The organism is Streptomyces chartreusis NRRL 3882, assembly GCF_900236475.1.
In the GTDB taxonomy this organism is placed as follows: Bacteria; Actinomycetota; Actinomycetes; order Streptomycetales; family Streptomycetaceae; genus Streptomyces; species Streptomyces chartreusis_D.
In genome coordinates this window covers 7,225,980-7,238,054 of sequence record NZ_LT963352.1, presented here as the reverse complement: position 1 = coordinate 7,238,054, position 12,075 = coordinate 7,225,980, and the positions used below count along the sequence as shown (strand labels likewise).

At 70.3% G+C, this 12,075-nt stretch carries 10 protein-coding genes; 3 read left to right on the top strand and 7 right to left on the bottom strand.

Annotated elements, in window-relative coordinates:
• Nucleotides 1-258 precede the first annotated feature (258 nt).
• The 3 genes from SCNRRL3882_RS32765 to arc all read right to left on the bottom strand — a co-directional run bounded on the left by SCNRRL3882_RS32765 (nucleotide 259) and on the right by arc (nucleotide 4,168).
• A complete protein-coding gene (locus SCNRRL3882_RS32765; RefSeq protein ID WP_010045349.1) occupies nucleotides 259-477 on the bottom strand; it encodes a ubiquitin-like protein Pup in 219 nt (72 codons plus the stop codon).
• A gap of 178 nt (nucleotides 478-655) precedes the next feature.
• Nucleotides 656-2,167 carry a depupylase/deamidase Dop gene (dop, locus tag SCNRRL3882_RS32760; protein ID WP_010045351.1) on the bottom strand — a complete coding sequence of 504 codons (1,512 nt, stop codon included), beginning with the start codon at nucleotides 2,165-2,167 and terminating at the stop codon, nucleotides 656-658.
• A 234-nt stretch (nucleotides 2,168-2,401) separates the two neighbouring features.
• Nucleotides 2,402-4,168, bottom strand: a complete 1,767-nt coding sequence (gene arc / locus SCNRRL3882_RS32755; protein WP_010045354.1) for a proteasome ATPase — start codon at nucleotides 4,166-4,168, stop codon at nucleotides 2,402-2,404.
• A 246-nt stretch (nucleotides 4,169-4,414) separates the two neighbouring features.
• On the opposite strand from arc, the gene SCNRRL3882_RS32750 reads away from it, so the two are divergent.
• Nucleotides 4,415-4,720 (top strand): ferredoxin, encoded by a 306-nt coding sequence (locus tag SCNRRL3882_RS32750; protein WP_010045357.1) that lies wholly within the window; start codon nucleotides 4,415-4,417, stop codon nucleotides 4,718-4,720.
• Between the two features lie 59 nt (nucleotides 4,721-4,779).
• On the opposite strand, the gene SCNRRL3882_RS32745 is transcribed toward SCNRRL3882_RS32750, so the two are convergent.
• From SCNRRL3882_RS32745 to SCNRRL3882_RS32735, 3 genes are all read right to left on the bottom strand, one after another.
• Nucleotides 4,780-5,358, bottom strand: coding sequence for a hypothetical protein (locus SCNRRL3882_RS32745; protein WP_010045359.1), 579 nt, complete (start codon nucleotides 5,356-5,358; stop codon nucleotides 4,780-4,782).
• 347 nt (nucleotides 5,359-5,705) lie between these two features.
• Nucleotides 5,706-6,608 carry a tRNA (adenine-N1)-methyltransferase gene (locus SCNRRL3882_RS32740; protein ID WP_010045361.1) on the bottom strand — a complete coding sequence of 301 codons (903 nt, stop codon included), beginning with the start codon at nucleotides 6,606-6,608 and terminating at the stop codon, nucleotides 5,706-5,708.
• 49 nt (nucleotides 6,609-6,657) lie between these two features.
• Nucleotides 6,658-8,460 carry a site-2 protease family protein gene (locus SCNRRL3882_RS32735; protein ID WP_010045363.1) on the bottom strand — a complete coding sequence of 601 codons (1,803 nt, stop codon included), beginning with the start codon at nucleotides 8,458-8,460 and terminating at the stop codon, nucleotides 6,658-6,660.
• A gap of 188 nt (nucleotides 8,461-8,648) precedes the next feature.
• Here SCNRRL3882_RS32735 and SCNRRL3882_RS32730 point away from each other — a divergent pair, with 188 nt between their 5' ends.
• Together SCNRRL3882_RS32730 and SCNRRL3882_RS32725 are read left to right on the top strand one after the other, a co-directional pair.
• Nucleotides 8,649-9,608: a RecB family exonuclease gene (locus tag SCNRRL3882_RS32730; RefSeq protein ID WP_324604465.1), complete on the top strand. Its 960-nt coding sequence runs from the start codon at nucleotides 8,649-8,651 to the stop codon at nucleotides 9,606-9,608.
• Between the two features lie 54 nt (nucleotides 9,609-9,662).
• Complete coding sequence (locus SCNRRL3882_RS32725; protein WP_010045368.1) at nucleotides 9,663-10,334, top strand: response regulator; 672 nt, start codon at nucleotides 9,663-9,665, stop codon at nucleotides 10,332-10,334.
• A 75-nt stretch (nucleotides 10,335-10,409) separates the two neighbouring features.
• Here the strand turns inward: SCNRRL3882_RS32725 and SCNRRL3882_RS32720 are convergent, their stop codons facing one another.
• A complete protein-coding gene (locus SCNRRL3882_RS32720) occupies nucleotides 10,410-11,993 on the bottom strand; it encodes an ABC transporter substrate-binding protein (RefSeq protein WP_010045371.1) in 1,584 nt (527 codons plus the stop codon).
• Nucleotides 11,994-12,075: the final 82 nt, after the last annotated feature.

Here is a 12,075-nt window from a genome sequence, read left to right as displayed (position 1 = left end):
GAGGGCTCGGTATGCCACGGACCCTACCCGCCCTTCGGCGGTGATCCACATGCCCGGCGACACCAACTGCGCGGGAGCCACGCCGCACTTGCCCGCCCCTCCTGCCCGGCGGGCCACCGGGCTCCGGACGCCACCGACGCCCGGAGCGCCACACACGAGGGCATCACGTCATGCACTGCCCCGCGCGCAGCGCTCCGCGCTCGGCTCGTCCGTCACCCACGACACCCCGCTCACCTTCGGAACGAAGGCTCAGGCGCCTTACTGTCCACCCTTTTGAACGAAGGACCGCACGAAGTCCTCGGCGTTCTCCTCGAGGACGTCGTCGATCTCGTCCAGAACCGAGTCCACGTCGTCGCTCAGCTTCTCGTGACGCTCCTTGACGTCCTCCGAAGCCTGCGCCTCTGCCGCCTGCTCCTCGACCTCCTCGGTGGACCGGGTGGCCTTCTGCTGTCCGCCGCCGGTGTCCTTGGTCGCCATATCCCTCACCCCGCTCGGTTCGCCCGACACAGTTGCTCGGTCAAGATCAGACCCTACTCGCCGGGTCTGACAATGGCCCCGCTGTTGCTCCAACGTACGGGGACCACCTCGATGATTCCCGGACCTGGGATTTTCCACCCTGTCCGGCGGGCCCCACCCGAGTACCCGCTGAACGCGCTCACCCGCCCGAAAGGACCCTGACCAGGTCTTCCGCGGTGCGGCAGCGGTCCAGGAGCTCCTTGACGTGATTACGCGTTCCGCGAAGCGGTTCGAGGGTTGGAACGCGCTGGAGGGAGTCCCGGCCCGGCAGGTCGAAGATCACCGAGTCCCAGGACGCCGCCGCCACGTCGTCCGCGTACTGCTCCAGGCAGCGGCCGCGGAAGTACGCGCGCGTGTCCTCAGGCGGCGCCGTACGGGCCCGCTCGACGTCCGCCTCGTCCAGCAGCCGCTTCATGCGCCCGCGGGCCACCAGACGGTTGTACAGGCCCTTCTCGGGGCGTACGTCGGCGTACTGGAGGTCGACCAGGTGCAGCCGCGCCGCGTCCCAGTCGAGGTTGTCCCGGCGCCGGTAGCCCTCCATGAGCTCCCGCTTGGCGACCCAGTCCAGCTCGCCGGCCAGGCTCATCGGGTCGTGCTCCAGGCGGGTGAGGGTGTCCTCCCAGCGGGACAGGACGTCCTTGGTCTGGTCGTCGGCGTCCGCGCCGAACCGCTCCTCCACGTACTTGCGCGCCAGCTCGTAGTACTCCATCTGCAGCTGGACCGCCGTGAGCGTCCGGCCGCTGCGCAGCGTGACCAGGCGCTTCAGGGACGGGTCGTGCGAGACCTGGTGGAGCGTGCGCACGGGCTGGTCGACGGCGAGGTCGACGGCGATGAAACCGTCCTCGATCATCGACAGGACCAGGGAGGTCGTCCCCAGCTTGAGGTACGTCGAGATCTCCGACAGGTTCGCGTCCCCGATGATCACGTGCAGCCGGCGGTACTTCTCGGCGTCCGCGTGCGGCTCGTCGCGGGTGTTGATGATCGGGCGCTTGAGCGTCGTCTCGAGGCCGACCTCGACCTCGAAGTAGTCGGCCCGCTGGCTGAGCTGGAAGCCGTGCTCGTGCCCGTCCTGGCCGATGCCGACACGGCCCGCGCCGGTGAAGACCTGGCGGGAGACGAAGAACGGCGTGAGGTGGCGCACGATGTCCGAGAAGGGGGTCTCCCGCTTCATCAGGTAGTTCTCGTGCGTGCCGTAGGACGCGCCCTTGTTGTCGGTGTTGTTCTTGTACAGGTGGATCGGCTGGGCACCGGGCAGCTGGGCGGCCCGTTCCGCGGCCTCCGCCATGATCCTCTCGCCGGCCTTGTCCCAGAGGACGGCGTCCCGCGGATTCGTCACCTCAGGGGCGCTGTACTCGGGGTGTGCGTGGTCGACGTAGAGCCGTGCGCCGTTGGTGAGGATCACGTTGGCCAGGCCGATGTCCTCGTCGGTGAGCTGGCTGGAGTCGGCGGCCTCGCGGGCGAGGTCGAAGCCTCGGGCGTCCCGCAGCGGGTTCTCCTCCTCGAAGTCCCAGCGGGCCCGGCGGGCCCGGTGCATCGCCGCCGCGTAGGCGTTCACGATCTGGGACGAGGTGAGCATGGCATTGGCGTTGGGGTGGCCGGGGACGGAGATTCCGTACTCCGTCTCGATGCCCATTACTCGCCGTACGGTCATGCGGCCCTCCTTGCCCGGCGGCGCCCTCGGTCGTGGGCGCCACTCAGATACCGCTGGCGCTCGGTTGCGTGTGCGGTGCCCGTCCCCGCACTGCGCGACTTGGCGGTACGCAAGAGCCTAGAACGCCTTTGCGCTGGTGGGGAGATCATTTGCGTCATTGCGTTGCTCCAGCCGTGGCCTGAAAAACAGGCGGCTGCGGGTACCCGCCGAGGGCACCCGCAGCCGCCCTGTCTTTTACAGGTACTGACCGGTGTTCGCCACCGTGTCGATGGAGCGTCCGGTGTCCGCGCCCTGCTTTCCGGTGATGAGCGTACGGATGTACACGATCCGTTCGCCCTTCTTTCCGGAGATTCGGGCCCAGTCGTCCGGGTTGGTGGTGTTCGGCAGGTCCTCGTTCTCCTTGAACTCGTCCACGCAGGCCTGGAGGAGGTGGGAGACCCGGAGGCCCTTCTGGTTCTTCTCGAGGAAGTCCTTGATCGCCATCTTCTTGGCGCGGCCGACGATGTTCTCGATCATGGCGCCGGAGTTGAAGTCCTTGAAGTAGAGGACTTCCTTGTCGCCGTTGGCGTAGGTGACCTCCAGGAAGCGGTTCTCCTCGGATTCGGCGTACATCTGTTCGACGGCCGTCTGGATCATGCTCTGGACCGTGGAGGCCTTGGAGCCGCCGTGCTCGGCGAGGTCGTCGCTGTGCAGCGGGAGGCGCTCGGTGAGGTACTTGCCGAAGATGTCCTTGGCCGCCTCGGCGTCCGGACGCTCGATCTTGATCTTCACGTCCAGCCGGCCGGGCCGCAGGATGGCCGGGTCGATCATGTCCTCACGGTTGGAGGCACCGATCACGACCACGTTCTGCAGGCCCTCCACACCGTCGATCTCGGCCAGCAGCTGCGGGACGATGGTGTTCTCCACGTCCGAGCTGACACCGGAGCCACGGGTGCGGAAGAGGGACTCCATCTCGTCGAAGAAGACGATGACGGGGGTGCCCTCGCTGGCCTTCTCACGGGCCCGCTGGAAGACGAGGCGGATCTGCCGCTCCGTCTCACCGACGTACTTGTTCAGGAGCTCGGGGCCCTTGATGTTGAGGAAGAAGCTCTTGCCGGCGGCCTGGCCGGTCACCTCGGCGACCTTCTTGGCCAGCGAGTTGGCCACGGCCTTGGCGATCAGGGTCTTACCGCATCCGGGAGGCCCGTACAGCAGGACACCCTTCGGCGGCCGCAGTTCGTGCTCCTTGAACAGGTCCGGGTAGAGGTACGGGAGCTCGACCGCGTCGCGGATGGCCTCGATCTGGCCGCCGAGGCCGCCGATCTGCTCGTAGCCGATGTCGGGGACCTCTTCGAGGACGAGCTCCTCGACCTCGCTCTTCGGCACGACCTCGTAGACGTAGCCGGAGCGGGGCTCCAGGAGCAGGGCGTCGCCGGGGCGGATGGTGACGTCCAGCAGCGGCTCGGCGAGCCGTACCACCCGCTCCTCGTCGGTGTGCCCGAGCACCAGGGCCCGCTCGCCGTCCTCGAGGATCTCCTTGAGTGTGACGATGTCGCCGACGCGCTCGAACTCCATGGCGTCGACCACGTTGAGCGCTTCGTTGAGCATCACTTCCTGGCCGCGCCGGAGCTCGTCGAGCTCGACGCTGGGGCTGACGTTCACCCTGAGCTTGCGGCCGCCGGTGAAGATGTCGGCGGTGCCGTCCTCGTTCGCCGTCAGGAAGACACCGAAGCCGGCCGGCGGCTGCGCGAGCCGGTCGACCTCCTCCTTGAGGGCCACGATCTGGTCACGGGCCTCACGGAGCGTGTTGGCGAGCCGCTCGTTCTGCGCGGACACGCCGGCCAGATTGGTCTGCAGCTCGACGATCCGCTCTTCGAGAATCCTCGTGTGTCGCGGAGAGTCGGCGAGCTTACGTCGCAGGACGGCGATCTCCTGCTCAAGGTAGGCGATCTGCCCGGCCGGGTCGTCGGACCCGCGTCCCGGGCGGATGCCGCGGTTCATGTCGTCGTCGTGGGCTGCCACGGTCCTCACCTCCTCCAAGGGGAGCTGGACGCTTCCAGACCCTACCTGGGCGGGTGTCGATTGAAACCCCTAGATCACAAAGACGGTCGGGGTGTGTCCGATCTTCACCCTTGCGCTCTCCCTCACGCCAGGGGGATACCCAGCGAACATGATTGGAACCCAGCCTCAGGTACGGTCGAAGCGTTCAACACCCGTCAGAGCTGGCCGGATTCCCGGCACGGCTCGACGTATGAAACGGCAGGAGACATGAGCGTGCAGCAGGAGGCGGGGGTCGACGGCGAGGCGCTGGAGGTCTGGATCGACCAGGACCTGTGTACCGGCGACGGCATCTGCGCCCAGTACGCGCCCGAGGTGTTCGAGCTGGACATCGACGGTCTGGCCTATGTGAAGAGCGCCGACGACGAGTTGCTCCAGGACAAGGGCGCGACAACGCCCGTGCCGCTGCCGCTCCTCACGGACGTGATCGACTCGGCGAAGGAGTGTCCGGGCGAGTGCATCCACGTACGTCGAGTTTCGGACAGGGCCGAGGTCTACGGCCCAGACGCGGAGTGACCACTTCTCTACGTTCCGTGACTACTGTCTGATATCTCACACGTGGGGGCGCAGGGACCTCACACGCTGCGGGCACCGGCCGGTGTCGAGCGCACGAACGCGCCGTTCTGCCAACGCCATTTCGCGTCGCTGTGCACATCGGGGCAGCAACGCGGCACATCGGACGACGAGTAGCCGAGGAGCGTGGCCGTGACGGCGCCGTCGCGTACGGCGAAGTCACTGACGGTGGTGCCGTCCTCGGGGTCGAGCAGGGTCGCCACCACGCGCGGTTGACCGCCGTCCCCGCCCCGGGTGAGGACGTACACGCCGTCCGGCGGGGTGCCCATCGGGGAGTCGCAGTGGACCACGGCCACCGTCTCGGGGTTGCCGTCGCCGTCGAGATCGCCGGAAGCCCGCTTCTGCACCACGGCCTTCACCGGGCCGCACTCGATCGGGAACGTCACCGCGGCCGGGTCGGGCGGCGCGAGGTGCGCCGGAGCGCTTCTGGTCTCGGGGCCGGCCGCCTGGGCCGCTGTGGCCGCGCCCGGCTGGAGGAACGAGGAGAGGGCCACGACGCCGGCGACGGCCGTCGCGGTGGCGAGCCAGTGGATGGGACGGGTGTGGGTGTGGGCGAGCTCCGGGACGGCGGAAGGCTGCACTAGGAGTGTCTCCTGAGGGCTGTGCCGGTGGTGGGGTGGCCAGCATGGTGCCACACGTCACACCGCGAGGGAACGGCGGGGTGTGCACGTCCCGCGCCGGGGAAGTCAGAAGGGTTACGGTCCCTGCCGCTGTGTCAGCGAGCACGTGCCGGCGCGGGCCGCCGCCGGCCCCGCGCCACGTCGGCAAGGCGGGCCGCCGGGGGCCTGTTTCAGGTCAAGGGGGACATGCGCCGGTTCACCCGCGGCGGCACCCCGGGGGGCAACAGTGAGGCGCCGTGGCGGAGTTCCGGAGTGGGTCCGGGAACTCCGCCACGGCGCCTGTGCGTTGTGCGGGGCGGCGGGCCGTCTCAGCGGCCGGTGCCGCCGTCGGCGTTCGGGCCGGCGTAGTCCTCGCCGTAGGCGCCCTTGGCGGGGCGGCGGCGGCGCATGGGCGGCTCGACGCCGTCGGCGAGGCGGCGGGCCGTGAGCAGGAAGCCCGTGTGGCCGATCATCCGGTGGTCCGGGCGGACGGCCAGGCCCTCGATGTGCCAGTTGCGGATCATCGTCTCCCAGGAGGTCGGCTCGTTGAAGCAGCCGATCTCACGGATGGACTCGACGGTCCGGGCGAGCTGGGTGGTGGTCGCCACGTAGCAGCACAGGATGCCGCCGGGGACCAGCGCCTTGGAGACGGCCTCCAGGCACTCCCAGGGGGCGAGCATGTCGAGGATGACGCGGTCGACGTCGGTGTCGGACAGGTTGTCCTGGAGGTCGCCGACGGTGAGCTGCCAGGCGGGGTGCGGGCCGCCGAAGTAGCGCTCTACGTTCGCCTGGGCGATCTCGGCGAAGTCCGCGCGGCGCTCGTAGCTGTGCAGCATGCCCTGGTCGCCGATGGCGCGCAGCAGGAAGCTGCTGAGCGAGCCGGAGCCGACGCCGGCCTCCACGACGCGGGCGCCGGGGAAGATGTCGGCGAAGGCGAGGATCTGCCCCGCGTCCTTCGGGTAGACGACGGCTGCCCCGCGGGGCATGGACAGGACGTAGTCGGGGAGCAGGGGGCGCAGCGCGAGGTAGGCGACGTTTCCCGTGGTGCGGACAACGCTGCCCTCGGGAGCGCCGATCAGTTCGTCGTGCGGGAAGGAACCCTTGTGGGTGTGGAAGTTCTTCCCGGCCTCGAGCGTGAACGTGTAGTGGCGGCCCTTGGGGTCGGTCAGCTGTACCTGGTCCCCGACCTTGAAGGGCCCGCGCCTGCGGGCGGCACCGGTCGGTTCGGACATGTGACCAGCCTACCGGCACCTGGGAGGGCCTCCGACCACGGTCCGGCCACTAGGAGGGACGGGCCATGGCCTTCACGAAGGCTCGTTCCACGTCGGCCGCGGACAGGACGCCGTAGATCTCGCCGGTCTCCTCCACCACCAGGTACTCGGTCGCGGGGGTCGCCCGGAGGGCGTCCAGGAGCTCCTCGCCGGACAGTTCCGCCGAGACGCGCATGCCGTCGGTCAGGTCCTGGGCCAGGCCGCTGACCGCGACCCAGGGGCGGCGGTGTTCGGGTACGCCGACGATGGCGGCCTCGCGGACGAGGGAGACGGGGTTGCCGTGGGCGTCGACGACGACCAGGGCGCGGGCGCCGGCGGCGTTGGCGCGTCGCAGGGCCTCCGAGAGCGGGGTGTCGGTCTCGACCGGGACGGCACGGCGGGTGAGCGCGCGGGCGCGCAGTTCGGGGAGGTGCTCGCGCAGGCGGGCCATGCGCAGGCTGTTGCCGGCGCCGGTCCAGATGATCGCGGCGAGGATGGCGGCGAGCAGGGCGTCCAGGACCGTGTCCATGCCGACGTTGTCCACGGCGTCGGTGCCGAGGGCGCCGGACTGGGTCAGCAGGGGCAGGCCGATCAGGACGGAGACGGCGAGGGCGCGGCCGACCCAGGCGGCGGCGACGGTGCCGCTCATCGGCTTGCCGGTGATCTTCCAGACGACCGCGCGGAGCATGCGGCCGCCGTCCAGGGGCAGGCCGGGCAGGAGGTTGAAGGCGGCCACGATGAGGTTGGAGATCATCAGGCCGGCCAGCAGGACGCCCGGAACCGTGCCGGGCTCCACGGTCTGCATGGCGGCGTAGAAGACACCGGCCAGGACGAGGGAGAGCAGCGGTCCGACGAAGGCGAGCACGAACTCCCGTCCGGGGGTCTCGGCCTCCTTCTCGATCTCCGAGACGCCGCCGAAGAACTGGAGCTGGATGCGGCGGACCGGGAGCTTGAAGCGGAGCGCGGCGACCGTGTGGGCCAGTTCGTGCACCAGCACGGACGCGTAGAAGGCGACGGCGAAGAACAGGGAGACCAGGTAGCGGGCGGCGCCGAGTTCGGGCAGCACGCGCTCCAGCTGTCCGCCGAACACCCAGGTGATCAACGCGGCGACGAGGAACCAGCTGGGCGCGACGTAGACGGGAACGCCGAACGGTCGCCCCATCAGCAGTCCGCCTCGCGGCTCCGGGCGCTGGGGCGCGGGGCCCTTGCCGTCGGCCGAGTGCGCGAGCGGGCGGTCACCGGTGCCGGGGGCGACGTGCCGGCCGTGCGCATCGGGCTTGCCCGCGGCGGAGCCGGTGTGCGGACCGGTGGCGTAGGCACGGTCGGGGTGCGCGTCGGCCCCCGACGGACGGCTGCCGCCGTCGTGGTCGCCGCGGGCGGGGGCCTTGCGCAGGGCATCGGGCTCGGGGCGGTCCGCGTGCGCGTCGCCCTCCGGACGGCCGCTGCCGTCGTCCTCGCCGTGCGCGGAGGCCTCCGGGCGGTCCGGGTGCCCCTGGGGGGAGGCTTGCGTCGGCTGTCGGTCCGGGGGGCCGTCGGTGGTGGCGGCGGCTGGGTCCTGGCCGGGTTCCGGGTCTCCCGGTGCGGCGTCGGGGGCCTCGGCCGCTGCCGGGTCGGCCGCCGGTTCCGGCGTCTGTGGGGACGGGCGGTCCTCCGGCCGGGCCGGCGGCGGCGCGGCAGGGGCGTCGTCGTCGCTCGTGGAGGTGAACCGCCGTACGTCCGTGGACTGTTCGTCGGCGGGGGTCGGGTCGGTGGCCCGGGCCGGAGACCCCGCGTGGCGCTCGGCCGACTCCTCGTTGCCGGACCGCGGCTGCCCGCGCCCGCCGCTCTCGTCCACCGGTGTCCCCTCGTTCGAATCGTCTCCCGCGCCTGCCGGACGGGAGGGTCTCGAGTCGATGGTATGCGTCCGTCGAGGTGCCTTCCGCCCCGGCACCCCTGAGTTTCCCTCCGTCCCGCCTCCTCACTCCTGCCCACGGCGAGACCGCGGCTGGGTCACTGTCAGTGGCGGCCCGTATGGTCTGGGGCATGGAGACGAGCACCGAGGGCGCGGCGCAGCCCGACAGCAGCCCTGCCGCGGCGGAGGACCCGCCGGTCCCGGCCGGGCCCGTGGAGGCGGTCATCGAGACGGCGGTGGAGACGGCGGGCGAGACCGCGCGACCGGCCGTACCGCCCGCCTCGCTGTCCCCCTCGCGTGCCAGTGACTTCATGCAGTGCCCGCTGCTCTACCGCTTCCGGGTCATCGACCGGCTGCCGGAGAAGCCGAGCGAGGCGGCGACCAGGGGCACGCTGGTGCACGCGGTGCTGGAGCGCCTCTTCGACGCCCCGGCGGCCGAGCGCACGGCGCCCCGGGCGAAGTCGCTGATCCCGGGGCAATGGGACCGGTTGCGTCAGACGCGGCCGGAGGTCGTGGAGCTCTTCGCCGACGACCCCGAGGGCGAGCGGCTGGCGCGCTGGCTGGGCGAGGCCGAGCAGCTCGTCGAGCGCTGGTTCACCCTGGAGGACCCCAGCCGGCTGGAGCCGGCCGAGCGGGAGCTGTTCGTCGAGGCCGAGCTGGAGTCCGGGCTGCGGCTGCGCGGCATCATCGACCGGGTCGACGTGGCGCCCACGGGCGAGGTCCGGATCGTCGACTACAAGACGGGCAAGGCGCCCAGGCCCGAGTACTCCGAGGGCGCCCTGTTCCAGATGAAGTTCTACGCCCTCGTCGTCTGGCGGCTGAAGAACGTGGTCCCGAGGCGGCTCCAGCTGGTCTATCTCGGCAGCGGCCAGGTGCTGACGTACGACCCGGTCCTCGCCGACCTGGAGCGGGTCGAGCGCAAGCTGCTCGCGCTGTGGGAGGCGATCCGGCTGGCGACCGAGACGGGCGACTGGCGGCCGCGTCCCACGAAGTTGTGCGGCTGGTGCGACCACCAGGCCCACTGCCCGGAGTTCGGCGGCACTCCCCCGCCGTACCCGCTGCCGCTGCGGGTGACCGGCCAGGGCGGCTGAGTCCGGCGGCCTCGCGCAGGGCAGAATGGGGCCGGACTAGCGAAGGAGACTTACGTGGCCATCCGCGTCCTACTGGTCGACGACCAGCCGCTGCTCCGCACGGGCTTCCGGATGATCCTGGAGGCCGAGCAGGACCTCGCGGTCGTCGGCGAGGCCGGAGACGGCCTCCAGGCGCTCGACCAGGTGCGGGCGCTGCAGCCCGATGTGGTCCTGATGGACATCCGCATGCCGCGGATGGACGGTGTGGAGGCGACCCGGCAGATCACCGGTCCCGGGCGGGACGGCCCGGCGAAGGTCCTGGTGCTGACCACCTTCGACCTCGACGAGTACGTGGTGGAGGCGCTGCGGGCCGGTGCCAGCGGCTTCCTGCTGAAGGACGCTCCGGCCAACGAGCTGGTGCAGGCGATCCGGGTCGTGGCCGCGGGCGAGGCGATGCTCGCGCCGAGCATCACCAGGCGGCTGCTCGACAAGTACGCCACGCATCTGCCGTCGGGCGAGGAGCCGGTGCCGGACACGCTGCACACGCTCACCGACCGCGAGGTCGAGGTGCTGAAGCTGGTGGCGCGCGGGCTGTCCAACGCCGAGATCGCCGCGGACCTGTTCGTCAGCGAGACCACCGTCAAGACGCACGTCGGGCACGTGCTCACCAAGCTGGGCCTGCGCGACCGCGTGCAGGCCGCGGTGTACGCGTACGAGAGCGGGCTGGTGCGCCCCGGCGCGCAGTAGGCCTCTCCCCACCACCCGGAACACGAAGAGGGCGCCCCCTGCTCGGCAGGGGGCGCCCTCTTTCCCGCGGGTGGGTCAGACGTCCTTGCTCAGCTCCCAGAAGCGGAACACGGTGGACGCGTCGAGGCAGTACTCCAGTCCGTAGACGCCGTCACGGACGACCGCGTACTGCTTGGCCTGCCACACGGGCAGGACCGGCAGTTCGTCGGCGACGATGTCCTGGAGCTCGCCGAACTCCTTGTCGGTGCCGGCGCGGTTGGTCAGGGCGGCCGTGCGCGGGATGAGCGTGCCGGTGATGGTGCTGTTGTCGTAGTTGTTGCCCAGCACGTTGCCCTTGCCGAAGAACGGGGCCGTGAAGTTGTCGGCGTCCGGGTAGTCGGGCACCCAGCCCTTCACGTAGACGCCGTACTTGCCGGCGGCGATGTCCTTCTCGTACTGGCCGAAGGGGACGGACTTGACGTCGGCGTCGAACAGGCCGCTGGCGTTGAGCTGGCCGGCGATGGCGTTCAGCTCCTGGTCGGTGGCGGGGCCGTAGCGGGACGGCGTCGACCACAGGGTCAGCTTCACCTTGCCGGTGATGCCGTCGGCGCGCAGCGCCTCGGCCGCCTTGGACTTGGAGGGGCGGGCGCCGTAGGTGTCGAAGAAGGCCGTGTTGTGGCCGGCGATCCCCGCCGGGATGATCGAGTACAGCGGGGTCGCGGTGCCCTGGTAGACGTCCTTGATGAGGGCTTCGCGGTCGAGCAGGTGGGCGATGGCCTTGCGCACGCCGGTCTTTCCGGCGACCGGGTCGTTCATGTTGAACACCAGGTGCTGGACCTCGGCGCTGCTGCCCTCAACGACCTCCACGCCGGTGCCGTTGTCGGCCTTCTCCATGTCCGCGATGTCGCCGGCGGTCAGGCCGCGGTAGGCGATGTCGACGTCCCCGGCCTGGATCGCCTGCTTCAGGGCGGTCTGGTCGCCGTCGAAGAACTTGAGCGTCACGCCGGTGTTCTTCACCTCGGCGGTGCCCTTGTAGTTCTCGTTGACGGAGAAGACGGCCTGCTCGTCGTCGATCGAGTCGAGCTGGTAGGGGCCGGAGCCGACGGCCTTGCCGTCCTCGCGCAGCCCGTCCGCGTCGTACTCGCGGTGGTCGACGATGGAGCCGGCGCCGGAGGCGATCTTGCTCGGGAAGGTGGCGTCGGCCGTGTTGAGCCGGAAGACGACCGTCTTCTCGTCCGGCGTCTCGACCTTCTCCAGCGTGGGGAACATGATCGCGGGCCCGTCGGGGTCGTTGATCTTCAGCATGCGGTCGAAGGAGAACTTGACGTCCTCGGAGGTGAGCTCGTCACCGTTGCTGAACTTGAGGCCGTCCTTCAGCGTGCACTTGTAGACCGTGGTCTGCGTGTCGCTGAAGGCGCAGCTCTCGGCGGCCTCCGGCTGGGGTTCCGTGGCGCCCTTGGGGAAGCTGAGCAGCGACTGGAAGACGTTGTTGAACAACAGCCAGGAGCCGGGGTCGTAGCCGGAGGCCGGGTCCGTGGCCAGGACGTCGTCGGACATCCCCACCACGACGTTGGAGCCGTCCCCCGCGGAGTCTCCGGTCTCCGTGCCACAGCCGGTCAGCAGGCCGGAGGCGAGCCCCGCCACGATGGGCAGGACCGGCCACTGGTTGCGAATGTTCACGTGTGTGCCCTGTCGTCGGTTCTCGAGAACGCCCGGAGCATGTCCCTGGCTCCGGGGCACGGTTCCCCGGGGGCCGCGGTCA

Coding starts and splice junctions, on each gene's coding strand:
- SCNRRL3882_RS32765 (WP_010045349.1), bottom strand. CDS start 477: ATGGCGACCAAGGACACCGGCGGCGGACAGCAGAAGGCCACCCGGTCC.
- dop (WP_010045351.1), bottom strand. CDS start 2,167: ATGACCGTACGGCGAGTAATGGGCATCGAGACGGAGTACGGAATCTCC.
- SCNRRL3882_RS32750 (WP_010045357.1), top strand. CDS start 4,415: ATGAGCGTGCAGCAGGAGGCGGGGGTCGACGGCGAGGCGCTGGAGGTC.
- SCNRRL3882_RS32740 (WP_010045361.1), bottom strand. CDS start 6,608: ATGTCCGAACCGACCGGTGCCGCCCGCAGGCGCGGGCCCTTCAAGGTC.
- SCNRRL3882_RS32730 (WP_324604465.1), top strand. CDS start 8,649: ATGGAGACGAGCACCGAGGGCGCGGCGCAGCCCGACAGCAGCCCTGCC.